At 72.8% G+C, this 25451-nt stretch carries 22 protein-coding genes; 10 read left to right on the top strand and 12 right to left on the bottom strand.

The features are described from left to right. Positions 1-36 precede the first annotated feature (36 nt). Positions 37-1284, bottom strand: a complete 1248-nt coding sequence (locus tag ACWGO8_RS12800) for an extracellular solute-binding protein (protein WP_452043387.1) — start codon at positions 1282-1284, stop codon at positions 37-39. Positions 1285-1693: 409 nt separating this feature from the next. Between ACWGO8_RS12800 and ACWGO8_RS12795 the strand changes: the two genes are divergently transcribed. From ACWGO8_RS12795 to ACWGO8_RS12765, 7 genes are all read left to right on the top strand, one after another. Further along, positions 1694-2563 (top strand): SIS domain-containing protein, encoded by an 870-nt coding sequence (locus ACWGO8_RS12795; RefSeq protein WP_452043563.1) that lies wholly within the window; start codon positions 1694-1696, stop codon positions 2561-2563. A 5-nt stretch (positions 2564-2568) separates the two neighbouring features. Further along, the gene (locus ACWGO8_RS12790) at positions 2569-3519 is read left to right on the top strand and encodes an ROK family protein (RefSeq protein WP_452043386.1); all 951 of its coding nucleotides are present in this window, start codon (positions 2569-2571) and stop codon (positions 3517-3519) included. Continuing rightward, complete coding sequence (locus tag ACWGO8_RS12785) at positions 3516-4490, top strand: 1-phosphofructokinase family hexose kinase (protein ID WP_452043385.1); 975 nt, start codon at positions 3516-3518, stop codon at positions 4488-4490. Before ACWGO8_RS12790 ends, ACWGO8_RS12785 begins: the two co-directional genes overlap by 4 nt. Next, the gene (locus ACWGO8_RS12780; protein WP_452043384.1) at positions 4487-5350 is read left to right on the top strand and encodes a class II fructose-bisphosphate aldolase; all 864 of its coding nucleotides are present in this window, start codon (positions 4487-4489) and stop codon (positions 5348-5350) included. Before ACWGO8_RS12785 ends, ACWGO8_RS12780 begins: the two co-directional genes overlap by 4 nt. Next, complete coding sequence (locus ACWGO8_RS12775) at positions 5347-6132, top strand: DeoR/GlpR family DNA-binding transcription regulator (RefSeq protein ID WP_452043383.1); 786 nt, start codon at positions 5347-5349, stop codon at positions 6130-6132. The genes ACWGO8_RS12780 and ACWGO8_RS12775 overlap by 4 nt, the downstream gene beginning before the upstream one ends. Beyond that, positions 6133-7290, top strand: a complete 1158-nt coding sequence (locus ACWGO8_RS12770; RefSeq protein WP_452043382.1) for an N-acetylglucosamine-6-phosphate deacetylase — start codon at positions 6133-6135, stop codon at positions 7288-7290. Between the two features lie 350 nt (positions 7291-7640). Beyond that, positions 7641-9527: a sigma-70 family RNA polymerase sigma factor gene (locus ACWGO8_RS12765; RefSeq protein ID WP_452043381.1), complete on the top strand. Its 1887-nt coding sequence runs from the start codon at positions 7641-7643 to the stop codon at positions 9525-9527. On the opposite strand, the gene ACWGO8_RS12760 is transcribed toward ACWGO8_RS12765, so the two are convergent. Continuing rightward, on the bottom strand, positions 9470-10717 hold the full coding sequence (locus tag ACWGO8_RS12760) for an MFS transporter (RefSeq protein ID WP_452043380.1): 1248 nt from the start codon (positions 10715-10717) through the stop codon (positions 9470-9472). The two genes, ACWGO8_RS12765 and ACWGO8_RS12760, sit on opposite strands and share 58 nt — an antisense overlap. A gap of 137 nt (positions 10718-10854) precedes the next feature. Here ACWGO8_RS12760 and purU point away from each other — a divergent pair, with 137 nt between their 5' ends. Continuing rightward, positions 10855-11727 (top strand): formyltetrahydrofolate deformylase, encoded by an 873-nt coding sequence (gene purU / locus ACWGO8_RS12755; RefSeq protein ID WP_452043379.1) that lies wholly within the window; start codon positions 10855-10857, stop codon positions 11725-11727. Between the two features lie 37 nt (positions 11728-11764). After that, positions 11765-12133 carry a YrdB family protein gene (locus ACWGO8_RS12750; RefSeq protein ID WP_452043378.1) on the top strand — a complete coding sequence of 123 codons (369 nt, stop codon included), beginning with the start codon at positions 11765-11767 and terminating at the stop codon, positions 12131-12133. A 98-nt stretch (positions 12134-12231) separates the two neighbouring features. Here the strand turns inward: ACWGO8_RS12750 and ACWGO8_RS12745 are convergent, their stop codons facing one another. Next, positions 12232-13338 carry a hypothetical protein gene (locus ACWGO8_RS12745; protein ID WP_452043377.1) on the bottom strand — a complete coding sequence of 369 codons (1107 nt, stop codon included), beginning with the start codon at positions 13336-13338 and terminating at the stop codon, positions 12232-12234. 101 nt (positions 13339-13439) lie between these two features. Here ACWGO8_RS12745 and ACWGO8_RS12740 point away from each other — a divergent pair, with 101 nt between their 5' ends. Then, a complete protein-coding gene (locus tag ACWGO8_RS12740; RefSeq protein WP_452043376.1) occupies positions 13440-14030 on the top strand; it encodes a TetR/AcrR family transcriptional regulator in 591 nt (196 codons plus the stop codon). 61 nt (positions 14031-14091) lie between these two features. Here the strand turns inward: ACWGO8_RS12740 and ACWGO8_RS12735 are convergent, their stop codons facing one another. From ACWGO8_RS12735 to ACWGO8_RS12695, 9 genes are all read right to left on the bottom strand, one after another. Then, positions 14092-14877 carry a glucosamine-6-phosphate deaminase gene (locus ACWGO8_RS12735; RefSeq protein WP_452043375.1) on the bottom strand — a complete coding sequence of 262 codons (786 nt, stop codon included), beginning with the start codon at positions 14875-14877 and terminating at the stop codon, positions 14092-14094. Then, a complete protein-coding gene (locus ACWGO8_RS12730; RefSeq protein ID WP_452043374.1) occupies positions 14862-15788 on the bottom strand; it encodes an ROK family protein in 927 nt (308 codons plus the stop codon). The genes ACWGO8_RS12735 and ACWGO8_RS12730 overlap by 16 nt, the downstream gene beginning before the upstream one ends. Next, on the bottom strand, positions 15785-17389 hold the full coding sequence (locus ACWGO8_RS12725; protein WP_452043373.1) for a glycoside hydrolase family 3 protein: 1605 nt from the start codon (positions 17387-17389) through the stop codon (positions 15785-15787). Before ACWGO8_RS12725 ends, ACWGO8_RS12730 begins: the two co-directional genes overlap by 4 nt. Next, positions 17386-18312: a carbohydrate ABC transporter permease gene (locus ACWGO8_RS12720; protein ID WP_452043372.1), complete on the bottom strand. Its 927-nt coding sequence runs from the start codon at positions 18310-18312 to the stop codon at positions 17386-17388. The genes ACWGO8_RS12725 and ACWGO8_RS12720 overlap by 4 nt, the downstream gene beginning before the upstream one ends. Next, positions 18309-19298, bottom strand: coding sequence for a carbohydrate ABC transporter permease (locus ACWGO8_RS12715; protein WP_452043371.1), 990 nt, complete (start codon positions 19296-19298; stop codon positions 18309-18311). The genes ACWGO8_RS12720 and ACWGO8_RS12715 overlap by 4 nt, the downstream gene beginning before the upstream one ends. Positions 19299-19449: 151 nt before the next feature. Next, complete coding sequence (locus ACWGO8_RS12710; RefSeq protein WP_376954080.1) at positions 19450-20712, bottom strand: extracellular solute-binding protein; 1263 nt, start codon at positions 20710-20712, stop codon at positions 19450-19452. A 70-nt stretch (positions 20713-20782) separates the two neighbouring features. Continuing rightward, on the bottom strand, positions 20783-21955 hold the full coding sequence (locus ACWGO8_RS12705; RefSeq protein WP_452043562.1) for an ROK family transcriptional regulator: 1173 nt from the start codon (positions 21953-21955) through the stop codon (positions 20783-20785). 148 nt (positions 21956-22103) lie between these two features. After that, positions 22104-23981, bottom strand: coding sequence for a heavy metal translocating P-type ATPase (locus ACWGO8_RS12700; protein ID WP_452043370.1), 1878 nt, complete (start codon positions 23979-23981; stop codon positions 22104-22106). A 77-nt stretch (positions 23982-24058) separates the two neighbouring features. Then, positions 24059-25276 (bottom strand): NADP-dependent isocitrate dehydrogenase, encoded by a 1218-nt coding sequence (locus ACWGO8_RS12695; protein ID WP_452043369.1) that lies wholly within the window; start codon positions 25274-25276, stop codon positions 24059-24061. Positions 25277-25451: the final 175 nt, after the last annotated feature.

Here is a 25451-nt window from a genome sequence, read left to right as displayed (position 1 = left end):
CCTCCGGTGGTGCGATTCGAAACGGATGCCGCGGCGTCAGCCGGCGTCGACCTGGGCCTGGATCTCGGTCAGCACGTCCTGTGCCGGCTTGGTCTGGATCTGGCCGAACAGCGCCTTGAACGCGGCATCCGTCGCCGACCACTTCGGGTTCGTGGACGGGTAGAACTGCGCGTCGGGCAGGACCTCGAGGAACGGTGCGAGCGACTCCTCGCCGCCGAGCGCCTCAGCACCCGACTTCGTGACCGGCAGGAAGCCCTCGGCCTGCACCCACGGCACGTACACGTCCGACGAGTAGTAGTAGTCGAAGAACTTCGTGATCGCGTCCTGCTTGTCGCCGTCGTTCTGGAACGCCATGAGCTGGTCCATCACGCCGAGCGTGAACGGGCTGCCGTCCTTCGTGGGGATCGGGACGATCGAGTAGTCCAGGTCGGGGTTGTTGTCCGCGATCTGGCCCACGGTCGGCGGGAGGCCGACCTGCATGCCGATCTTGCCCTGGATGAAGATGTCCATCAGCGGCGACCGGTCGGTCGAGCCGGGGTCGGCCTGGGTCGCGCCCGCGTCGATCATCTTCTTGATCTGGTCCGCGCCCGGGAGGTTCGCCGGGTCGTCGACCGTGATCGCCTCGGCGTCGCCGAACGTGCCGCCGCCGCCCCAGAGCCACACGGCCGCCTCGGCCTGCGCCTCCTCCGAGCCCAGCGGCATGCCGTAGCCGGCGATGCCGCCGCCGAGCGCGGAGATCTTCGTCGCCGCGTCGAGCAGCTCATCCCACGTCGTAGGCGGCGCTGCGACACCGGCCTGCTCGAGCAGGGCGTTGTTCACGAACAGCGCACGCGCCGACGCGATCAGCGGCAGCGCGTACGCGGTGCCATCGACCTCGGCGTTCGCGAGGAACGACTCCTGGAAGTCCTTGTACGTGTCGGAGGAGACGACCTCCTCGGCCGGGTACAGCAGCCCATCGGCCGCGAAGCCCGCGAACGGACCACCGTTGTAGATGTCGGGAGCCTCACCGCCCTGGATCTTCGTGGTGATCACGCTCTCGAGGTTGTCCCACGACTGCACCTCGAGGTTGACCGTGATGTCGGGATTCTCCTTCTCGAACCCGTCGATCACGTCCTCCCAGAGACCCTGCGTGGCATCGGAGTAGCTCGGGACCAGCAGGTCCAGCGTGGTGCCGCCCTCGGATTCGCCGCCGGAACCGCCGCCGCCGAACCCGCATGACGCGAGCGTGAGCGATGCGGCGGCCGCGAGCGCGATCGCGGCGCCGAGGCGTTGCGACTTCTTCATTCGTGCTTCCTCACTGTGCATGGTGTGATCACAGGCGCCGCGATGGCCGCGCCGGTGCGGTGGGTGGCGGAGTTCTCTCCGCCGTGTGCATGAAACTGACGCGAAACAGCAGGCAACGATCAGTTCCAGTCACTTCGTGGTCACGATGATGGCGGAGCGATGGTCGATCCGTCAAGTACCGGCCACATGATCGTTACCAAGCGGATGCCGCCGCGACTCGAACCGGAGACGGTCGTCCTCTCGCTCACCCAGATGATCACTGGACAGCCGCATCGCTCATTTGCAATCATTGATCTGCTCGCTCGACTCACGCCCCTCCGGAGGAACCACGATGACCCACGGCATCGACGCCGCACCGCCCGCCGACCACGTCGACCACGCCGCCGGCGCGGGCGCGCCCGGGGCGCACATGGCCGCCGAGCTCGCCTCGCAGCCCGACACCTGGGCGCGTGCGGCGACGCTGCGCGACGAGCAGTCCCTCCTCCCCGTCCGCGGCGCCCGCATCGCCGTCGTCGGCTGCGGCACCTCCTGGTTCATCGCCCAGTCGTACGCGTGGCTGCGCGAGACCGGCGGGCGCGGCGAGACCGACGCATTCGCGGCATCCGAGGCCTTCGTCGACCGCGGCTACGACGCGGTCGTCGCGCTCACGCGGTCGGGCACGACGACCGAGGTGCTCGAGCTCGTCGAGCGGCTGCGCGGCCGCGTGCCCACCATCGGCGTCATCGGCGACCCGACCTCGCCGCTCGTCGGCCTCGTCGACGAGGCCGTGACCCTGCCGTTCGCCGACGAGCAGTCCGTGGTGCAGACGCGGTTCGCGACGACCGCGCTCGCCCTCTTCCGCGCCTCGCTCGGCGAGGACCTCGAGGACGCCGTCGCCGACGCCCGCCGCGCAGTCGACGAGGCCCTCGACCCCGAGCTCGTGGCCGCCGAGCAGTACGCCTTCCTCGGCCGCGGCTGGACCGTCGGGCTGGCGCACGAGGCCGCGCTCAAGATGCGAGAGGCCTCGCAGTCCTGGACCGAGTCCTACCCCGCGATGGAGTACCGCCACGGCCCGATCTCGATCGCGGCGCCGGGCCGCGTGACCTGGCACTTCGGCGAGCCGCCCGCCGGCCTCGCCGACGACGTCGCGGCGACGGGCGCCCGCTTCGAGGCCGGCTCGCTCGACCCGATGGCCGAGCTCGTCCGGGCGCAGCGCGTCGCCCTCGCGCGCGCGCTCGACCGCGGCCTCGACCCCGACTCGCCGCGCAACCTCACGCGCTCGGTCATCCTCGAGGGCTGACGGGCGTGACGACGACGACGGATGCCGCACCGGCGCCCCTCGGGCCCGGCGAGGCCGTGCTGGCGTTCGACGTCGGCGGCACCGACACCAAGTCGGCGCTCGTCGACGCCGACGGACGCGTGCTCGACCTGCGCCGAACGCCCACGCCGCTCGACGGCGCGCGCACGGCCGAGGCCGTCGTCGGGCGGGTCGCGGAGCTCGCGGCCGACCTCCGCGACGCCCACCCCGACGTGCGCCCCGTCGCGGCCGGACTCCTCGTGCCGGGCATCGTCGACGCCGAGCGCGGCGTCGGCGTGTACGCGAGCAACCTCGGCTGGCGCGACGCCCCGATCCGCGACCTCGCCGAGCGCGCCACGCGGCTCCCGATCGCCTTCCACCACGACGTGACCGCGGCGAGCTGGGCCGAGCACCGGCTCGGCGCCGCCCGCGCGTTCGACGACGTCGTGGTCCTCGTCATCGGCACGGGGATCGCCGGCTCCATCATCCTCGACGGCCGCCCGCACCTCGGCGGCGGCTACGCCGGCGAGATCGGGCACTCCCCCGTCGCCGACGAGCCGCTGTGCCCGTGCGGTGCGCGCGGATGCCTCGAGGCCATCGGCTCGGCGGGGGCGATCGTGCGCCGCTACGCCGAGCGCACCGGCGAGACCGTCGAGGGCGCCCGCGCGGTGCTCGCCCGCGCCGAGACCGGCGACGACGATGCCCGAGCGGTGTGGGAGGCGGCGCTCGACGCGCTCGCCTTCTCCGTGGCGCAGTTGGCCGCGACCGTCGCGCCTGAGGCGATCGTGATCGGCGGCGGACTCTCCCGCGCGGGCGACGCCCTCTTCGTTCCGCTCGCCGAGCGCGTCGACGCCCGGCTCAGCTTCCACCGCCGCCCGCGGCTGGTGCCCGCCCAGCTCGGTGGCGATGCCGGCCTCCTCGGCGCCGCGATCATCGCCCGCGAGAGCGTCCGCGCATGATCCTCACCGTCACGCCGAATCCGGCCGTCGACCTCACCTGGCACGTCGATGCGCTGCAGCCCGGCGCCACCCACCGCGTGCCCACGGGTGCGTCTCGCGCGGGCGGCAAGGGCCTGAACGTCGCTCGGGTGCTGCACGCGACGGGCCACGACGTGCTGGCCGTCGCGACGGCGGGCGGCGCGACCGGCGACGAACTGCGCGCCGACCTCGAGGCATCCGGCGTGCCGCACCGGCTCGTGCCGACGCGGGCGGCCACCCGCCGTACCGTCGCCATCGTCGACGAGCGCGCGGGCGACACCTCGATCCTCAACGAGTTCGGCGCCTCCCTCGCGTCGGCCGAGGCGCGGGCCCTGGCCGACGCCGCCGCCGAGCTCGGCGGCGAGGCGTCCGCCGTGGCGATCAGCGGCAGCCTGCCGCCCGGGTTCGGCCGCAGCAAGCTCGGCGCCCTCGTCGAGCGGCTCGTGGACGCCGGCGTGCCCGTGGTCGTGGACACGAGCGGCCCCGGCATCCTCGCCGCAGCATCCGCCGGCGCGACCGCACTGAAGCCGAACCGCGAGGAGCTCGCGGCCGCGACGGGCCTCGACGATCCGCTCGACGGCGCCCGGACCCTGCTCGCGGGCGGCGCGCGAGTCGTGGTGGTGTCGCTCGGCGCCGACGGGCTGCTCGTCGTCGGCCACGACGGGGCGCCGGTGCGCGGGCGACTCCCGCGGGTGCTGCACGGCAACGCGACGGGCGCGGGCGACGCGGTGGTCGCCGCGATCGCCGTCTCGCTCGCCGACGGCGACGACCTGTGGTCCGACACGGATGCCGCGACCGATGCCAGGGCCCGGCTCGCCCGGCGCGCCACGGCGTGGTCGGCGAGCGCCGTGCTCATGCCGCTCGCGGGCGAGCTGTCGCCCGACCACGCCGCGCTCGCGGACGAGGTCGACATCACGACGATCGACGAAGACGAGGACGAGGACGCCGAATGACGCTGACGCCCACCCGCACGCTGCTCGACGAGGCGCGCGCCGCAGGCCGCGGCATCGGCGCGTTCAATGTCGTGCACCTCGAGACGGCCGAGGCCCTCGCGGGCGCCGCCGAGGATGCGGGCCGGCCCGTGATCCTGCAGATCTCCGAGAACTGCGTGCGGTACCACGGCGCGCTCGACCCGATCGCCCTCGCGACGCTCGCGATCGCCGAGGCGTCATCGGCCCGCATCGCCGTGCACCTCGACCACGCCGAGGAGCCCGAGCTCGCCCTGCGCGCGATCGACCGAGGCTTCGGCTCGGTCATGTACGACGGCGCGAAGCTCGACTTCGCCGACAACGTCGCCACGACGCGACGGGTCGTCGAGCGGGCGGATGCCGCGGGCGTCCTCGTCGAGGCCGAGCTCGGCGAGATCGGCGGCAAGGACGGCGCCCACGCGCCCGGCGTGCGCACCGACCCCGAGGAGGCCGCCCGGTTCGTCGCCGAGACCGGCGTCGGCGCGCTCGCGGTCGCCGTCGGCTCGTCGCACGCCATGACGGAGCGGGTCGCCGCCATCGACCTCGACCTCGTCGCACGGCTCGCGGACGCCGTGCCGGTGCCGCTCGTGCTGCACGGCTCCTCGGGCGTGCCCGACGAGACGATCGTGCGCGGCATCCGCTCGGGGCTCGTGAAGGTCAACGTCTCGACGCACCTCAACGCGGGGTTCACGGGCGCGGTGCGGTCCTACCTGACGGCGCATCCGACGGCCGTAGACTCGCGCAGGTACGTCGCAGCGGGTCGCGCGACGGTGCGCGACGAGGCCGCCCGTCTCCTCGTCCTGTTCGCATCGACCGAGCACGCCACCGAGAAGGAGCCCGCATGAACCGCGCCGAACGGCTCAGCGCCGTGCTCGACCTGCTCGCCGAGGGCGGCCAGGTCGACGTCGACCAGATCGTCGAGCGACTCGACGTCTCGCCGGCCACGGCGCGTCGCGACCTCGACGCCCTCGCCGAGCAGCAGCTGCTCACGCGCACGCGCGGCGGCGCGGTGGCGCACTCGGTCGCCTACGACCTGCCCATCCGCTACAAGAACCAGCAGAACCCCGAGGCGAAGGCGGCGATCGCCCGCGCGGCGAGCGCGCTCGTGCCGCGGGGCGCCGTCATCGGCCTGTGCGGCGGCACGACGGCGACGGCCATCGCCGACGCGCTCATGTCGCGCGCCGACATCATGGAGCCCTCGCACGAGCCGAGCCTCACCGTCGTCACGAACGCCATCAACATCGCGATGCAGCTCGCCATGCGGCCGCAGATCCGGACCGTGGTCACGGGCGGCGTCGTGCACGCGCGCTCGTACGAGCTCGTGGGCGCCTACGCCGACGCCGTGCTCGGCAGCATCACGCTCGACCTCGCGTTCATCGGCGTGAACGGCCTCGATGCGATGGTCGGCCCGACGTCGCACGACGAGCGCGAGGCCGCGGTGAACGCGCTCATGGCGTCGCGGGCGGCCCACCCCGTGCTCGTCGCCGACGCGTCGAAGATCGACAAGCGCGCCTTCGCGGCGATCGGCCACCGGCGGCTGTTCCCCACGGTCATCACGGATGCCTCGGCCACCCTCGAGCAGCGCCAGCGCCTCGCCGACAGCGGCTACGACGTTATCGTTGCGTAGGTGAGCACCCCCTCGACGGTCATCCACTCCGCCCGCCTCGTGAGCGGCCGCGACACGGTGGCCGACGCGTGGGTCCGATTCGAGGGCGATCGGGTGGCCGGGCGCGGCATCGGCGACGACTGGCGCACCGCGCTCGACGCCGACACGACGGTGACGGATGCCGCGGGCCGCACGCTCGTGCCCGGCTTCATCGACCTGCACTGCCACGGGGCCGGCGGCGCCTCCGTCGAGGAGGGCGAGGCCGCGATCGAGCGCGCGCTCGCCGTCCACACGGCGCACGGCACGACCCGGAGCATCCTGTCGCTCGTGACGGCGCCCGTCGAGGTGCTCGAAGGGCATCTCGAGACGATCGCCCGCGTCGCGGCATCCGACCCGCGCGTGCTCGGCGCGCACCTCGAGGGCCCGTTCCTCGACCGCGAGTTCCGGGGCGCGCACGACCCCGCGCTGCTGCGCACCGCCGACGCCGCCTCGGTCGAGCGCCTGCTCGCCGCGTCGGAGGGCGTGCTGCGCCAGGTCACCGTCGCGCCCGAGCACGACGGCGCGCCCGAGGCCATCGCCCGGTTCGTCGACGCGGGCGTCGCCGTTGCCGTCGGGCACACGGGCGCCGACTTCGACACGGCGCTCGCGGCGTTCGAGGCGGGCGCGTCGATCCTCACCCACGCCTTCAACGGCATGCGCGGCATCCACCACCGGGCGCCGGGTCCGGTCGTGGCCGCCATGCACGCCGACCACGTGACGCTCGAGGTCATCAACGACGGCGTGCACGTGCACCCCGACGTCGTGCGCCTCGCGTTCTCAGGCGCACCCGGACGCGTCGCGCTGATCACCGACGCCATGGCCGCGGCGGGCGCGGGCGACGGACGATACCTCCTCGGCTCGCTCGAGGTCGTCGTCGACGGCGGCGTCGCGCGACTCGTCGAGGGCGGCTCGATCGCGGGCTCGACCCTCACGCAGGACGTCGCCCTGCGCCGCGCCGTCATCGACAGCGGCATCCCGCTGCACGAGGCCGTCGGAGCGCTCACCGTCGCGCCCGCTGCGGCGATCGGGCGGTCGGGCGATCTCGGATGCCTCGACACCGGCTTCGCGGCCGACGCGGTGCTGCTCACCGACGACCTCGAGATCGAGGCGGTCTGGGGCGCGGGGGCGCGGCTGGCCTGACGCATCCTCGGCCGTCACGGCCTGACGGACGGGCTCGGTCATGGCGGGGTCCGGAGGCGTGTTCCCCATCGCCTCCGGACCTCCGCCCGTCCGAGGCGCCGCCTCGACCCCCCGACGCGGCGCCTCACGCCGGCTGCGCCGGCCCCGCCTCGCGTACGGGTCGCGGAGGCGGCGGTTCGATCCGGCCCGTGCACGGGCCTTTCACCCTGAGAGACGGGGACCCCGTGCATCCATGACGCGCGTTCGCGGAAAATCTGCTGGAATTGGTCGAATCCCCGCGCGGCGCGTCATGATCGCCCCTGCTCCACGTCTCTTCCATGACGCCCATTCCCCCCACCCATGGAGGCGACGTGCCACCCCTGCGCACCGACCTGTCCGACGGCGCGCTCATCGAGCGCACGCGCCGCGGAGACCGTGCCGCCTACGGCGAGCTCTGGCAGCGCCACGCGCCGTCCGCGCGCACCGTGGCCCGCTCGTTCAGCTCGCTCGACCCCGACGACCTCGTGGCCGAGTCGTTCACGCGGATCTACGACGCGATCCTCGCCGGGCGCGGCCCGACCGGTGCGTTCCGCCCGTACCTCTTCACGACGGTGCGCAACACGGCCGCGAGCTGGGGACGCGCACGCCACGAGACGGCCCTCGAGACGCTCGAGTCCTTCGAGGACCCGGCGACGAGCGAGTCGGCGACCCTCGACGCGCTCGACCGGTCGACGACCGCGCAGGCGTTCCGCTCGCTGCCCACGCGCTGGCAGGAGGTGCTCTGGTACACCGAGGTCGAGGGCATGCAGCCCGCGCAGGTCGCCCCACTTGTCGGCATGAGCGCGAACGCCACGGCCGCGCTCGCCTACCGCGCTCGCGAGGGGCTGCGGCAGGCGTGGATCCAGGCGCACCTGCGCAACGCCGAGGAGCCCGAGTGCCGCTGGACGATCGACCGCCTCGGGAGCTACACGCGCGGACGCCTCCGCACGCGCGACACGGCGCGACTCGAGACGCACCTCGACGCCTGCGCCCGGTGCACCATCGTCGCCGCCGAGGCCCGCGAGGTCGGCTCGCGGCTCGCGCTCGTGCTGCTGCCGCTCGCGGCCGGCGTCGGCGGGGCCACCGCGTACTCGGCGTGGCTCTCGCAGGGCGCGCCGGTCGCGCACGTCGCGATGGGCGCCGCGGGACTGCCGCCCGTGCTCGCGGGGCACGTCGCCGCCGGGTCCGGGGCGGGATCGGCCGGTGCCGGTGCCGGTGCAGGAGCGGGAGCGGGTGCGTCCGCCGGTTCGGCCGGCGGCGGCTCCGCGGGCGCTGCCGGCGCGACCACGGCGGGTGCGGCGGGCGCGACCGGCGCCAACGGCGTCGCGATCGGTGCCGGGATCGGCGCGGTCGCCCTCGCGGCGGCGGCCGTCACTGCGGTCATCGTGATCCCGACGCTCGCGAACGCCGAGCAGGCGCCCACGGCGGTCGTCGCGCAGGCCGATCCCGATGTCGACGCCCCGGCGATCGACCTGCCCGGTCCGGGCGTGCCGGTGCTGCCCACGCCACTCCCGGCGCCGCCACCTGTTCCCGACGCCCCCGCGGCCGACGACGCCGACGACGAGGGCACGGATGCCGCGCCCCCGGCGTCGCAGAAGTCACCACCGGCACCCGGCCCGACGCCCGCTCCCGGGCCCGACCCGACGCCCGCGCCGACACCCGACCCCACCCCCACCCCGACCCCCGAGCCCGAGCCCGAGCCGGTCGACGCGGTCGCCCTCCCGCCGGCGTTCACCGCCGACACCGCGGGCGGCCTCGTCGATCCGCTGCTCACGGGCAGCGCCGAGGCGGGCGCGACGATCGCCGTGACCTCGGGCGACGGACGCACCTGGTCCACGACCGCCGACGCGGCGGGCGCGTGGAGCCTCGTCGCCGACGGACTCCCTGCGGGCAGCACCCGCCTCACGGCCGCCCAGGTGGACGTCGCGGGCAACGCGTCCACCGCGAGCGACCCGGTCGTGGTCGACCTGTCGACCCCGTCGCTCACCGTGCGGCCGAGCGGCCCGATCGTGTGGCACCTGACGTTCGGCGGCGCGGCATCCGCCGACGTGCAGCTGTTCATCGACGGCGCGCCGGCCGCCACCGTGACGCTCGACCGCAACGGGTCGGCCCGCTACATCGGCTTCGGCTGGATCACGCCCGAGAGCCTGGTCGAGGTGCGCTACGCGGTCGACGCTCGCACGGGTCCGGTCTCCACGGCGACGTTCGAGCGCGGCTGACGCATGCGTCGGGCGTGGCGGGTCGACGTGCCGACGAGCACGACCGCGACGAGCACCAGCACCACCGCGTAGAGCAGCGGCAGGCCCTGCACGCCGATCCGCTCGAAGAGCACGGCGCCGACGAGCGCGCCGCCGCCGATGCCGACATTGAACGCCGTGGTGTACAGGGCGCTCGCGGCATCCCGCTGGCGCGCCGGCGTGGCCTGCAGCAGGCGCGTCTGCAGCAGCGGGGGGATCGCGCCGAACGCGAGGCCCCACACCGCGAACGCGACGAGCGACGCCACGACGCCGGGCGCGAGCCCGAGCACGACGAGCGCCGCCGCGGCGACGACCATGGCGATCACGATCGCCGCCGTCGGGCGCCGGGCGAGCGGTGAGCCCGCGATGACGAGTCCGATGGCGCCGGTCACGCCGTAGACGAAGAGGAGCGGGCCGACGGCGCCGGGCTCGAGGCCGACGACGTCGGTGATGAGCGGGGCGACGTAGGTGAACACCGCGTACTGGCCGAGCATGGTCGCGCCTGTCACGGCGCAGACGAGCAGCACCGGGCCGAGGGCGGCGTCACCGCGGCGGAAGCGCGCGGCGGTCGCACCGGCCTCGACGGCCACCGGCGGCAGGAACCGCCACACGGCGAGCGCGCCGACGAGCGTCAGGCCGGCGACGATCGCGAAGACGGGGCGCCAGCCGATGACCTGCCCGAGCACGGTGGTGGCGGGCACCCCGGCGACGAGCGCGAGCGTGCCGCCGCCGAGGGTGACCGAGATCGCGCGACCGATCTGGTCCTCGGGCACGAGCCGCGAGGCGTACGCGGCGACGATGGCCCAGAACAGGCCGTGCGCAACGCCGCCGACCACCCGCACGGAGGCGAGCATCCAGTACTCGGGCACGAACGCGGACGCGAGCGTGGTGAGCCCGAGCACGGCGAGCACGATGACGAGCAGGCCGTGTCGCGGCATCCGGCTGGTGAGCGCCGTGAGCGGCGTCGACGTGACGACGACGGTGAAGGCGAAGACCGAGACGAGCAGCCCGATGAACGGCTCGGCGACGCCGAGGCCCTCGCTCATCTCGGGCAGCAGGCCCGTGGGCAGCATCTCGATGGTGATGGACAGGAAGACGCCCGCGGCCAGCAGCAGGAGGCCGGGCCAGGGCAGTCGGGGTGCGCGCACGCGCGCGGATTCGGTGACGGACATCAGAATGTCTCTCCGACGGCGTTCCCCGCCGCGGGAAACCTCACCGCGCGGGTCGACTACGCGCTCATGTGCGCGCCCAGGGCCATGCGTTGTCCGCCGACCACGAACCAGTGTACCGGACGCACTACTCTGGGCGGATGACCACGGATGCCGCCCCCACCCACCTGTACCACTGGGTCGTGACGCTCGCCTGCACCGACGGGCCCGGCATCGTGCACGCCGTGAGCGGGGCGATCGTCGCCGCGCGCGGCAACATCACCGAGAGCCAGCAGTTCGCGAGCCTCGACACGGGCCGCTTCTTCATGCGCGTGCAGGTCGAGTCGCCCGCGGGCCGCGAGGAGTTCGAGGCGGCGCTCGCGCCCGTCGTCGAGCGGTGGGGCATGACCTGGCACCTCGACGAGGTCGGCCGTCCGCTGCGCACGCTGGTGCTCGCCTCGACCGCCGGCCACTGCGTGAACGACCTCCTGTTCCGCCAGCACGCGGGCCAGCTGCCCGTCGAGATCCCGCTCGTGCTGTCGAACCACGGCACGCTGCGCGACCTCGTCGACTTCTACGGCGTGCCCTTCGAGTCGGCTGCGGTGACGGATGCCGCGTCGAAGGCCACGTTCGAGCGGCGCGTGCTCGCCGCGGTCGACGAGCACGACATCGAGCTCGTCGTGCTCGCGCGGTACATGCAGATCCTCACCCCCGAGCTCTGCGACGCCCTCGCCGGGCGCTGCATCAACATCCACCACTCGTTCCTCCCGGGATTCAAGGGCGCCAACCCCTACCGCCAGGCCCACGCGCGCGGCGTGAAGCTCATCGGCGCCACCGCGCACTTCGTGACGAGCGATCTCGACGAGGGCCCGATCATCGAGCAGAACGTCGTGCGCGTCGACCACTCGCGCTCGGTCGCCGAGCTCGTCGCGATCGGCCAGGACGAGGAGAGCCGCACACTGAGCCAGGCGGTGAAGTGGTTCGCCGAGCGGCGCGTGCTCCTCGACGGCGCGCGCACGATCATCTTCCGCTGAGCCTCGGCCCGTCGCGGGCGAACTAGGCTGGAGAGCCGTGAGCACCGCAGTCCCCCCACAGTCCCAGCCGAAGATCGGCCCGAACGACGTCCTCCGCTTCCTGCTGGAGCTCTTCGCCTTCGTGAGCCTCGGCATCTGGGGCTTCACGGCGTTCCCCCTGCCGTGGCCGGGCGTGCTCATCGGGCTCGGCGCGCCGGCGCTCGCCATCCTCGCGTGGGCGCTCTTCCTCTCACCGAAGGCGGTGTTCCACATCGACCCGTTCGGGCAGGCGCTCGTCGAGATCGGGGTGTTCTCGGCCGCGGCGATCGCGTGGTGGCTGATGGGCCAGCCCGTGGTCGCGATCGTGTTCGCGGTCGTGGCGGCGGTCAGCGGCATCCTGCACGGTCGCAAGCAGCTCGCCGACTGAGGCCCGGCGCCCGCTCAACCTCCGGCTGCGCCCAACCACACGCCGATGGGCGCCGGCTCGCGCCGACGCCCATCCGGATTCAGGCGATCGTCCTCGAATCAGGCCGGAACGCGCGGATCCTGCCTGAGCGCGGCCCTATCGCCTGCGTCATCGTCGGCGTGCGCCGCCTCGTCGTCGGGCTCCGCGCCGCCCGCGGTGCGGAAGTGCCCGAGCACCGAGAGCAGGATGCCGCCGACCGCCCATCCGGTGAGCACGAGCCACGGGAACGTGGTGTCGGCCGACGGGAAGTACGACAGCTCGCGCATGAGCGTCGCGGCGGCGCCCGGCGGGAACCACTGGCCCACCTCGCCCCACGGCACCGGGAGGAACTCCTTCGGGATGGCGGCCGCGGAGATCGGGTTGGCGAACAGCAGCATCACGATCGGGCCGACCGCGATGCCGGCGCGGCCGATGAGGGCGACGAAGCCCGTGATCGGCGCCGCGATGGCGGTGAGCGCGAGCGCGATGCCCGCGGAGTTCAGCCAATAGTCGCCCTGCAGCGCGCCGAACCAGCCCTGCAGGATCGCCGCGAGCACGACGCCGCCCACGGCCGAGTACACCAGCACGGCGACCACACGTCGCATCGCGCCGATGACGACGAGCGAGATGGCGATGCCGCCGATCATGCCGCCGAGCACGAGCGGGAACAGCGCCGCGGTGAGGCCCGTGCCGCGCGGGTCGCTCGAGGCGAGCGGCACCACGTCGGTGACCGGGACGGCGATGTGCGGGGGTGCTGCCGGAGCCCCGGCCGCGGCGGCCGCAGCGGTGGCCTGCGCGTTGACGCCCTCCTCGAGCTGGCGGGCGACGTTCCCCAGCAGCTGCGCGACGGCGAGGCTCGAGGCCGACGAGGTGAGCACCTCCGGCTCCGGGCCGAGCACGATCGCGCCGTAGGCCTCGCGGGCCTCGATCGCGTCGATCGCGGCCGCCCGGTCGGAGACCTCCTGGAACGCGATGGCGCCGGGCGACTGCTGGCCGACCGCGTCCTCGGCGGCGGAGACCGCCTCGGCCGGGCCGGTGATGGCGATGGGCAGGTCCTTGGGCTCGGCCGTCACCGACGGCCAGGCGAACGCCAGCACGATCACGGCGAGGACCGCCGCGAGGGCCAGCGAGAGGCCGATCACGCGACCGAGCGGGGTGCGTTCGGTCGTGGCATCCGCGTGTGCCATGATTCCTCCAAAAAAAGCGAATGTTCGTTCTTTATTAGTGTGCGACCACCGCCTATGCTTGTCAAGAACGTTCATTCGGTTTGGCTGGAAGGGGTTCACGGATGCCGCGAGTGACCGAGGCCTATCGCACCGCGCGGCGCGACGAGATCATCGCCGCCGCGCTGCGCTGCTTCGCCGAGAAGGGCTACCAGCGCACGTCGATGTCCGACATCATCGAGGAGTCCGGGCTGTCGGCCGGCGCGATCTACGGGCACTTCGCGGGCAAGCAGGAGCTGTTCGCCGCGGTCGCCGGCCGCGTGCTCGAGGCCCGGCGCAGCGAGCTCGAGGCCCGCCGCGGCAGCACGGGCGAGCCGCTGTCCCCCGGCATGGTCGTCGCCACGCTGCTCGAGGGCATGCGCGGCGAGCCCTTCGGCCACGTGATCGTGCAGCTCTGGGCGGAGGCGTCGGTCGACCCCGCCATCCGCGACCTCGTGCAGGAGGTGTTCCGCCGACTGCGCGGCGCGGTGGAGGCGGGGCTCGCGGAGTGGGCGGCGGTGCCAGGGCACGTCGACGACGATCCCGGGGAGTGGGCGGCCCGGATGGCCCCCGTCGTGCTCGGCCTCGGACCGGGCTTCATGGTGCAGCGTGCCATCATCGAGGGCTTCGACGAGGAGGCCTACCTGCGGGCGCTGCCCGAGCTCCTCCCGCACTGACGCCGCGCACTGGGCATCCGCTCACCTGGGTTCATGCGGATGCCGCGACGACGCCGAATGCTCAGATGCCCTGCCAGGCGGGCTTGTTCGCCCACGCGTGGCGGTAGTAGTCGAGGTTCTCGAGCTCGGCCGCGGCCGCCTCGTCGACGATCACCGTCGTGTGCGGATGCAGCTGGATCGCCGAGCCCGGCTGGCTCGCCGTGACCGGGCCCTCGACGGCCGCCGCGACGGCGTGCGCCTTGGCCTCGCCGAAGGCGAGCAGCACGAGGTGCCGGGCGCGCAGGATCGTGCCGATGCCCTGCGTGATGCAGTGCATGGGCACGTCGTCGGGCGAGTCGAAGAACCGGGCGTTGTCGACGCGGGTCGGCTCGGTGAGGGTCTTCACGCGCGTGAGCGACGCGAGCGAGGATCCGGGCTCGTTGAACCCGATGTGCCCCGTGCGGCCGATGCCGAGGATCTGGAGGTCGACCCCGCCGGCCGCGTCGATCGCGGCCTCGTAGTCGGACCCGGCCGTGCGGATCGTCGCCGGGTCGCCGTTCGGCACCCGCACGAGCTCGGGCGTGAGGCCGAGCGGCTCCACCACCTCGCGCGAGATGACGGAGCGGTAGCTCTCGGGGTGCCCGGCGGGCAGGCCGACGTATTCGTCGAGGGCGAAGCCGCGCACGCCGCGCACGTCGATGCGCTCGCCGGCGATGCGGTCGGCGAGCGCGCGGTAGCTCGCGAGCGGCGTCGAGCCCGTCGCGAGCCCGAGCACGGCGTCGGGCTTCTGCCGGATGAGGCAGACGATCGCGTCGGCCAGGAGGGCGCCTGCGGCGTCCTCATCGGCGACGATCACGACTTCGGCCATCGGTGTCCTCCTACGAGGGCGGCACCAACGGCGGCCGCCGGGAATCCTGGTGGGATGACCTGCACGCGAGCGGCGAGGTCGAGGGATGCGAGGAAGGCCGACGATTCGGCCCACCCGTTCAGGATACGGTGCGTCCCACCCAGGAGTTCGCCGCCGAGCGCGGCGAGCCCGCCGCCGATGACCACGTCGTCGACGTCGGTCGTGAGCACGAGCAGTCGCACGGCCGCCGCCACGCCCGTGAGGAACCGTTCGCGCACCTCGACGGCCCGCGGATCGCCGGCGGTCGCCGCGTCGAAGAGGTCGCGCGCCGGGTGGCGCCCGGCGGTCGGCCAGTCGCGCGCGATCGCCCAGCCCGAGGCGAGGGTCTCGAGGCATCCGCGCTGGCCGCAGCCGCAGGGCTCGCCCGCCGGGTCGACCGGGATGTGGCCGATCTCCCCTGCGACGCCGTGCCCGCCCCTCAACAGCTTCCCGTCGAGCACGATGCCCGCCGCGAGCCCCGTGCCGAGGTTGAGGTACGCCATCGAGTGCGTGCGCAGGCCGTCGGCGATGCCGAGCAGGTGGTGGGCGCCGAGCGCCGCGGCCTTCACGTCGTTCTCGACGCGCACGTCGACGCCGAGCCGGTCGGCGAGGCGGGGACCGAGGTCGAGGCCCTCGAGGCCGAGGTTCACCGCGTGGGCGACGCGGCCCGTCGAGCTGTCGACCGCGCCGGGGATGCCGATGCCGATCGACGTGAACGCCCCCGGCGCCACGCCCGCGAGCTCGGTCATCCGCTCGACGGTCCGCAGCGCCGTGGCGACGACCTCGTCGGCGCCGAAGCCCGTGGGCATGCGCACCTGGTCGCTGAGCTCGCCGTCGGCGCCGACCGCGACCGCGGCGGTCTTCGTTCCGCCGATGTCGATGCCGAGCCTCATGTCGTGCCCAGCGCGACGGGGGTCGGTGCGGATGCCACGACGGCAGGCGCCGCGAGCGTCGCAGGCGCCGGCCCCGACAGCGTCGCGTCGAGCAGCCCGATGAGCGCCTCCCCCACCAGGCGGGAGGCGCCGAACGTCGCGATGTCGGCGAGCGCGCGATCGTCGGACGGCCAGCCCATGTCGACCGTCACGACGTCGTCGCGCACGGCCCGCAGCGCGGTGATCGCCTCGACGGCGAACGGATGCCGGTGCAGGTCCTTGCCCACGACGAGCACGGGTCCGCGCAGCGACGCCGGCTCGCGCAGGGGCGTCTGCGCCGAGACGGCGACGACGTCCGCGGCATCCGGCCATCGCGCGCCCGCGGCCGCACCGGTGCCCGCGACCGCGTCGACCGCGAACGGCCCCCACGGCGCGACGCCGATCGCGATGTTCGCGATCGTGTCGATGCGCACGACGGTGCCGAGCCGGTCGGATGCCGCGAGGCGATCGCGCGCGGCATCCGTCATGTCGAACGCGGCGGCGATGCGGGCGAGCTCGCCCGCGTCGTGCACCGGCTCGAGCGAGGTGGACGCGACGGAGGCGGGCAGCGCCGGCGCCGAGGCAGCGAGCCCGCGCACGCGCGCGGCGGCCTCGCGGACGCGCTCGGCCGGAAGTCGGCCCGCCGCGACGGCGGCCTCGACGGCCGCCACGATCTCGTCGAGCTGCTCGTCGGTGTTGTCGCTGCCGATGCACAGCAGGTCGCAGCCGGCGGCGAGGGCGAGCACGGCGGCCTCGGGGATGCCGTGCACGCCGCTCGCCCCGTGCATGTCAAGGGCGTCGGTGACGATGACGCCCTCGAACCCCAGCTCCCCGCGGAGCAGGCGTTGCACGATGTGCGGGGAGAGGGTCGCGGGCTGCTCCGCGTCGAGGCGGGGCAGGAGGATGTGGGAGGTCATGATCGTGCGGGTGCCCGCGGCGACGGCCGCGCGGAACGGTACGAGCTCGCGTTCGCGGAGGGTCTCGAGCGCCACGTCGACCACCGGCAGCGCGAGGTGCGAGTCGGTGGCGGTGTCGCCGTGCCCCGGGAAGTGCTTCGCGCTCGCGCCGACGCCGGTCGACTGCACGCCGCGCACCCAGGCCGCGGAGTGCCGCGCCGCGAGCTCGGGGTCGGCCCCGAAGCTGCGGACGCCGATCACGGGGTTGTCGGGATTCGAGTTCACGTCGACGTCGGGCGCGAAGGTGACCGTGCAGCCCAGCGCGGCGAGCGCCTCGCCCACCGTGCGGGCGACCCGCTCGGTGAGGTCGACGTCGTCGATCCGGCCGAGCAGCGCGTTGCCCGGGTACGGCGCGCCGCGGTCGTAGAACAGGCGCGTGACGTCGCCGCCCTCCTCGTCGATGGCGACGACCGCGAGGGGGTTCGCCCGCCGGAGCGCGGTGTTCAGCGCGAGGAGCTGCTCGGCCGAGGCGAGGTTCTGCCCGAAGAGGCACACGCCGCCGAGCCCGTCGCGCAGCCGCCGCAGCAGCCACTCGGGCGCCGCCACGCCCGGGAAGCCCGGGAGCAGGGTCGTGAGGATGTCCCGGCGCAGGTCGTCGCCCGCGCCGGTGGGGTCCGGCTCGGTCATCCCTTGACGGCCCCGCTCACGAGTCCGCTCGTCATGCGGCCCTGGACGATGAGGAAGAACACGATGACCGGGATCGCCATGAGGGTCGAGCCCGCCATGATCGCGGCCCAGTTCGTCGTGCCGTTCGCCACGAGGTAGGTGCGCAGCCACACGGGCAGCGTCATCATCTCGGGGCGCGCGTTGAGCACGAGCGCCATGATGAACTCGTTCCAGGCCTGGATGAACCCGAAGACGCCGGTGGCGATGAGGCCGGGCGCGAGCAGCGGGAACGTGACCCGCCAGAAGGCGCCGGCCCTGGAGCATCCGTCGATCATCGCGGCCTCTTCGAGCTCGACCGGAACGCCGTTCACGAACCCGCGGAGGGTCCAGATCGTGAACGGCAGCACCGTCGCGATGTACACGATCGTGAGGCCGAGGATGGTGTTGAGCAGGTGCCAGCCGTCGATGACCCGGAAGATCGAGACGATCATCGCCTCGCCCGGGATCATCTGCACGACGAGGATCGTGACGATGAACAGGCGACGGGTCTTGAACCGGAACCGCGTGACCGCGATCGACGCGAGGAACGCGAACACGAGCGCGACGATGACGGTGAGGATCGTGACGACGAGCGAGTTCGCCGCCGCCGGGAGGAACGGCGTGCGACCCGGGTCGAACAGCACGGTCTCGTAGTTGCGGAGCGTGAAGTTGTCGGGCCAGAAGTGGATCTCGGAGCCGCGGATCTCGTTGTTCGGCTGGAACGACGTGTTCACCATCCAGTAGACGGGGAACACGAAGATCACGAAGAGCAGGACCGAGAGGGCGCTGAGGAGCCACGTCGTCACGCGACGGCGTCCGCCGCCCGAGCGACGGGCGTCGTGGGTGCGCCCGGTCTCGGCGATGAGTCCGCCGACCTGCTGGCCGGGGGCGACGGTGGCGCTCACAGCTCCTCCTCCTTGGTGACCTGGCGGATGTAGTAGATCGAGATTGACATGAGCAGGATCGCCGTGATGACCGCGATCGCACCGCCCTGGCCGAACTCGCCGCCCGCGATCGAGATCTGGTAGATGTACACGCCCAGGGTGTTGGTGAGGGCGCGGATGCCGCCGATGTCCTGCAGCGCGAAGATCTGCGTGAAGACGCGCAGGTCCCAGATGACCTGGAGGATCGTGACGATCAGGAAGATCGGCTTGAGGTACGGGAAGATGATGAGCCGGAACCGCTTGACGCCGCCGGCGCCATCGAGCTGCGCGGCCTCGAGCACCTCGTCGGGCACCTGGGTGAGGCCGGCGTAGAGCGTGAACGCGACGAACGGCACGGCGCCCCAGACGATGATGATGCCGGCGACGAGGAAGAAGCTCAGCGGGTCGATGAGCCAGGAGTGCTGGACGTACTGCTCCTGGCCGAACCAGTTCACGAGCACGTAGTTGATGACGCCGTAGGCCGTGTCGAACATCCAGCCCCACACGACGGTGGCGGTGAGGGCGGGCATGGCCCAGGCGAGGAGCATGCCCACCGAGAGGAGCATGCGGAACGGCTTCGGCAGCCGCACCATCATGAGGGCGACGAGCGTGCCGAGGAGCATGGTGACGACGACGCAGGCGGCCGAGAAGACGAGCGTACGCACGAGCACGTCGTAGAACACCGGGTCGGTGAGGACGTTCACGTAGTTCTCGAACCAGACCCACTCCGGCGGGGCGCCGAAGACCTGGGCCCGGCCGAACTGCTGGAACGACGTGATGATCAGCTGGATGAGCGGCCAGCCCGTGATGAGCGCCAGGATGACGATCGCCGGGCCGAGCAGCGCGTAGGGAGCGAGCCCGCCGCGGCGGCGGCGGCGCGGGCCGGCGGGCTTCGGGTTCGGCGCCATGAGGCGCTCGCCCTCGAAGGCGCTCGGTGCGGGGTCGAGTCCGCGGTCGACCGTGGTCATGGTGGTGCTCCTGAAGTCGAGGGGTGGGGGCGGGGGATGAGGCCCGCCCCCGGTCCGGATCCGCCGTGTGTGGTCGGCGCGCCCGGGATGGGGTGCGGTGCGGCGGCGGGAAGGGGATCGCCGCCGCACCGCGCGAGCCGGACGGGTCCGACTAGCCGTTGAGGATGGCTTCGATGTCCGTGTCGGCCTGCTCGGCGAGCGCCTTCACGTCACCACCCTGCGCGATGTTCACGAAGAGGTCCTGCAGGATGCCCGCAGCCTCGACGTCGGCCCACTTCGGCGACGCCGGGGTGAGCTTCGCGTTGCCCGCGGCCGCCGCGATGGCCTGGGCGACCTCGTCGGTGCCGAGGGTCTTGGCGAGCGAGAGCTTGGCCGGCACGAGGCCGTTCTCGCCGTAGATCGTCTGGAACTCGTCCGAGAGGATGATCTCCAGCGCCTTCACCGCGAGCTCGGGGTGCGCCGACTTGGCCGACACGCCGATGTTCGAGCCGCCGGCGAAGACCTGCGCCGCGCCGCCGTCCTTGCCCGGGAGGGCGTAGACGCCGAGGTTGGCCTCCTGGTCGGGGCATCCGGGCGCCTCGGCGTCGGCCGGGGCGAGGATCGACCACTTGACCCAGCTCGGAGCCGACAGCTGCAGCGTGGTGCCGTCGCAGAAGCCGACCTCGGGGCTGGTCTCGTTGCCGTCCTTCGGAGCGCGCGAGGCGTTCGTCATGACCTGCTGCACCTGCTCGAGACCGGCGATCGACTCGTCGGAGCTCAGCTGCGCGTCCCACTCCTCACCGTCGGGAACCGCGACCTCGCCGCCGTTCTCCCAGATGTAGGGCAGGGCGTTGTACCAGTCCTGGCCGGGCCACCAGATGCCCGACTTGCCGGGGTTGTCCGCCGCGAGCTTCTCGCCGTTGGCGATGTAGTCGTCGAGCGTCGTCGGGACCGCGAGGCCCGACGCGGCGAGCGCGTCCTTCTTGTAGAACACGAGGCGGGCGCCCGAGTAGAGCGGGGCCGCGTAGAACTTGCCGTCGTACGAACCCGCCTCGACGAAGCCGGGGAGCAGGTCGTCGCCGCCGAGCTGGTCGTAGTACTCGGTCAGGTCGAGGAACGCGCCGGCCGACGTGAACGCCGACGCCTGCGTGTTGCCGACCTCGACCACGTCGGGGCTGTCGGAGCCGGAGAGGCTCGTGGTCAGGCGGTCGACGAGTCCGTCCCACGACTGCTCCTCGATGACGAGGGTCGAGCCGGGGTTCTCCTCCTCGAACGTGTCGATGAGGTACTGACGCGCCTCGTCGGGCGTGTCGGTGCCGACCAGCCAGACGCGGATCTCGGCGCCCTCGTCCGAGGCTCCGCTGCCTCCGGAGGCGCAACCGGCGAGGGTGAGCGCAGCCGCGGCGCCGAGCGCCACGATGCCGAGTTTCCTCATTTGTCGATTCCTTTCATGGGGTGGAGGGAAGCAGCGGGGGTTCGCTGTGCCCTTGGTGCGTTGGAGTCCCTCACGAGACCCCGAGTTGTCCGGACAGGACCATGACGGCCGCGCCGCGGAGGACGATGTCCTCCGCCTGCTCGGTCATCCGGAGCCTCAGATCACGGTTGTGTTCCGCCATCGTCCGCATCCGGAGCGTGTCGACGGTCGCCTCGTGGAGCGGACCGTCGAGCAGTTCCGCGGGGCCGCTGAGCACGACCTCCGACAGGTTCAGGGCCCCGACCACCGGGGCGAGCACGATGCCGAGCCGGCGGCCGGCCTCGTGCAGGATCTCGTCGCGAGCGGATGCCGCGTCGGGCGACTCGGGGTCGATCGCGTCGAGCTGGGCGGTGAGCCGCGGCACGGCGAGCCAGGCCTCGAGGCATCCGTCCTTGCCGCACGCGCAGCGCGGGCCGCCGTCGGTGCCGACGACGACGTGGCCGATCTCGCCCGCGGCGAAGCCGCCGCCGATGACCGGCCGGCCGCCGACGATGAGGCCGGCGCCGACACCGTGCCCGATCTTCACGAGGAGCAGGTCGTCGAGCGGCGTCGCGCCGTGCTCGGCGAGCACCGCGACGTTCGCGTCGTTCGCGACGTGCACCGGCACGCCGAACTCGCGCTGCAGGCGGGCCTGGAGGGCGACGTCGGTCCAGCCGAGGTTCGGGGCGGAGCGCACGACGCCGAGCGGGTCGACCACACCGGGCGATCCGACGCCGATGCCGAGCACGGGCGTGGTCGCGGCGTCGAGCAGCCGACGCACGAGTTCCACGACGAGCTCGACGGCGTGCTCGCCGCTCGCGCCGCCGCAGGCGACCTCGTCGCGGGCGACGATGCCGCCGTCGAGGTCGACCACCGCGCCGAGGAACCGCTGGTGCTCCGAGAGGTCAACGCCGACGATCTGGAACGCGCCGCGGTCGACGTCGATGAGGGTCGCGGGCTTGCCGGGGCGGGCGTCCTCGCGCTGGCCCAGCTCGACGACGAGGCCCTCGGCGATGAGCTCGGCGACGAGGTCGGACACCGTGACCCGGGTCAGCCCGGTCTCGCGCGCGACATCCGCCCGGCTGCGCGCGCCCGACGTGTAGAGCGTCTGCAGCACCAACGCACGGTTGTGGCTGCGCGCGTGCTCGGGGAGCACCTTGCCGGTGGGGCGCAGGGCCCGCGACCGGGTGAAGATCGGGGCGTCGACGAACGGCACGGTGAGCACGTCGCCACCGGCCTGGTGGGGGGTGCCGGCCTCGATGGGGCCTCGTTGCGCGTCCGTCGTCACGTTTGTTAGTAAAGCTTACGAACAAACCAGATGCAAGCTTCGTCTGGGGTTCATCGGTCCTGTTACCGACTTGTGATCTGGTCGGTCAGCGGGCGGATGCCGCGGGCACCGGCGCGGCGGGCGCCGGCGCCTTCGCGTCGAGGCGTCCGCCGATGGCGCGGAGCGCCGCCAGGATCGTCGCGAGGTCGACGACCTCCTGCAGCAGCGCGCCGACCGTCGCGGGGATGACGCCGAATGCCGCGACGATCATGAGCGCGACGCTCACGATGATCCCGAGCCAGATGCTCTGCAGCGCGATGCGCACGGTGTCGCGGCCGATCTCGACGGCCTTCGCGGTGCGCGAGATGTCGTCGACGAGGATCACCGCCGACGCGGACTCGCTCGCCGCGGTGGCGCCCTTCGCCCCCATCGCGATGCCGACATCCGCCGCGGCGAGCACGGGCGCGTCGTTGACGCCGTCCCCCACCATGATCACGGGCCGCTCGGCGATGCCCGCGACCTCCTGCACCTTGTCGCCGGGAAGGCAGTCGGCGCGCACGCGGGTGATGCCGAGCTCGGCGGCGATGTGGTCGGCGGTCGCTTGGGCGTCGCCGGTGAGCATCATCGTCTGGTGCACGCCGAGCGCGTCGAGCCGCTCGAGCGTCGCCCGCGCGTTGTCGCGCAGGCGGTCGCTCGCGAGGAGCGCGCCGGCGAAGCGGCCGTCGATCGCCACGTACACGGCGAGCTCGCCCGGCGCGATGGGCGTGCGCGCGGCATCCGGTGCATGCTCGGCGACGAAGCGGAACTTGCCGACCACGACCTCGCGGCCGCCGACGCGCGCCTGCACGCCGTTCGTGGCGGCCTCGCGCGCCCACTCCGCCTCGCCGAGGTGCAGACCGCGGTCGTGCGCGGCGGCGATGATCGAGGTCGCGAGCACGTGCGACGAATACTGCTCGGCGGACGCGACGGCCGTGAGCAGTTCGTCCTCGCCGAACCCGTTCTCGGGGCGGATCGCCACGAGCGTCGGCGTCCCGTAGGTGAGCGTGCCGGTCTTGTCGAACACGGCCGTCCTCGCCGACGACAGCTGCTCGAGCACGCCGCCGCCCTTCACGATCACGCCGTTGCGCGCGGCCCGGCTCATTCCGCCGATGAACGCCACCGGCGCGGCGATGAGGAGCGGGCACGGGGTGGCGAGCACGAGCACCTCGGCGAACCGCACGGGATCGCCCGAGATCCACCAGGCGACGCCGGCGAGCGCGAGCGAGAACACCGTGAACGGTACGGCGTAGCGGTCGGCGAGCCGCACCACCGGCGCCTTCGACGCCGCGGCCTCGGTGACGAGGGCGACGATCTGCTGGTACTGGCTGTCGGCGGCCGTCGCCGTCGCGACGACCTCGACCGCGACCTGGCCGTTCACGGAGCCGCTCAGCACGGCGTCGCCTGCGACCTTCTCGACGGGCACGCTCTCGCCCGTGATCGAGGACTCGTCGACCGCGGCCTCCGCCGAGCGCAGCGTCGCGTCCACGGGCACGATCTCGCTCGGGCGCACGAGCAGCACGTCGCCCGGACGCACCTCGTCGGCGCGGACCTCGACGATCTCGTCGCCCTCCATGCGGTGCGCGAGCTGCGGCGCCCGGGTGAGCAGGGCGTCGAGCTCGCGCTTGGCGCGCCGGTTGGCGTAGTCCTCGAGCGCCTCGCCGCCCGTCAGCATGAGCACGACGAGGAGCGCTGCGACGTACTCCCCCACGAGCACCGTGGCGATGATGGCGGTGACCGCGAGGATGTCGAGGCCCCAGTGCCCGCGCAGGATGTCGCGCACCATGCCGACCGCCTGCCAGGCCGCGATCGCGAGCGCGTAGCCGCTGAAGATCCACGGCACGGCCGCGCCGGCACCGGTGAGCGCGAGCACGATCCCGAGCAGCCCGATCGCGAGCGTGAGCGTCACGACCCAGTAGCGGCGGGCGATCCGGAGGAGGCGACCCATGCCTCCCATCCTGCCCCGGGTACGGCAAAGGGGTCGGATGCCGCGGCATCCGACCCCTTCGACCGGTGGGGCGGCGACTAGGCCGCCAGGCGCGCCTTGAGGTTGTCGCTCAGGGTCTGGAGGAACTCCTCCGTCGTCTGGTACGGCTGCTCGGGGCCGACGAGGAGCGCGAGGTCCTTGGTCATGGCGCCCGACTCGACGGTCGTGATCACGACGTCCTCGAGGGTGTGCGAGAAGTCGATGAGCTCCTGGTTGCCGTCGAGCTTGCCGCGGTGCGACAGGCCGCGCGTCCACGCGTAGATCGAGGCGATCGGGTTCGTCGAGGTGGGCTTGCCCTGCTGGTGCTGGCGGTAGTGGCGCGTGACCGTGCCGTGGGCCGCCTCGGCCTCGACGACCTTGCCGTCGGGCGTGGCGAGCACGGAGGTCATGAGGCCCAGCGAGCCGAAGCCCTGCGCGACGGTGTCGGACTGCACGTCGCCGTCGTAGTTCTTGCAGGCCCAGACGTAGCCGCCCTCCCACTTCAGCGAGGCGGCGACCATGTCGTCGATGAGGCGGTGCTCGTAGGTGAGGCCCGCGGCGTCGAACTTCTCCTTGAACTCGGTGTCGAAGACCTCCTGGAAGAGGTCCTTGAATCGACCGTCGTAGGCCTTCAGGATCGTGTTCTTCGTCGAGAGGTACACCGGGTAGTTGCGGTCGAGGCCGTAGTTGAGCGAGGCGCGCGCGAAGTCCCTGATGGACTCGTCGAGGTTGTACATGCCCATCGCGACGCCCGAGCCCGGCGACTGGAAGACCTCGAACGACTGCGGCTCCGAGCCGTCCTTCGGGGTGAAGGTCATCGTGAGGGTGCCCTCGCCCTCGAAGCGGAAGTCGGTCGCGCGGTACTGGTCGCCGAACGCGTGGCGGCCGACGATGATCGGCTTGTTCCAGCCGGGCACGAGCCGGGGGATGTTCGAGATGATGATCGGCTCGCGGAAGATCACGCCGCCCAGGATGTTGCGGATGGTGCCGTTGGGCGAGCGCCACATCTTCTTGAGGCCGAACTCCTCGACGCGCGCCTCGTCGGGCGTGATGGTCGCGCACTTGACGCCGACGCCGTGCTTCTGGATGGCGTGCGCCGCGTCGATCGTGATCTGGTCGTCGGTCTCGTCGCGCTTCTGGATCGAGAGGTCGTAGTACTCGAGGTTGACGTCGAGGTACGGGTGGATGAGCTGGTCCTTGATGGCCTGCCAGATGATTCGGGTCATCTCGTCGCCGTCGAGCTCGACGACGGTGCCTTCAACCTTGATCTTGGACAAGTTGAGTTCTCCTTGGATCTCTCGTGGGGAATGAGGAAGTCTCGTGGGCGGACACGCCGCCTGCCAGCTTACCGCGTCGCGCGAATATCTCGACATCGAGACAACTGTCGGCGTGAGCCCGACTCGCAGGCGGCCGTGCACAAGCTCTGCTTCCTGACCCGGGCCGCCACGGGTT

The sequence above is a fragment of the Agromyces sp. NPDC055661 genome (assembly GCF_053618135.1).
Note: the sequence above shows the minus strand (reverse complement) of the source record. Positions and strands in the feature narration are given on the sequence as shown.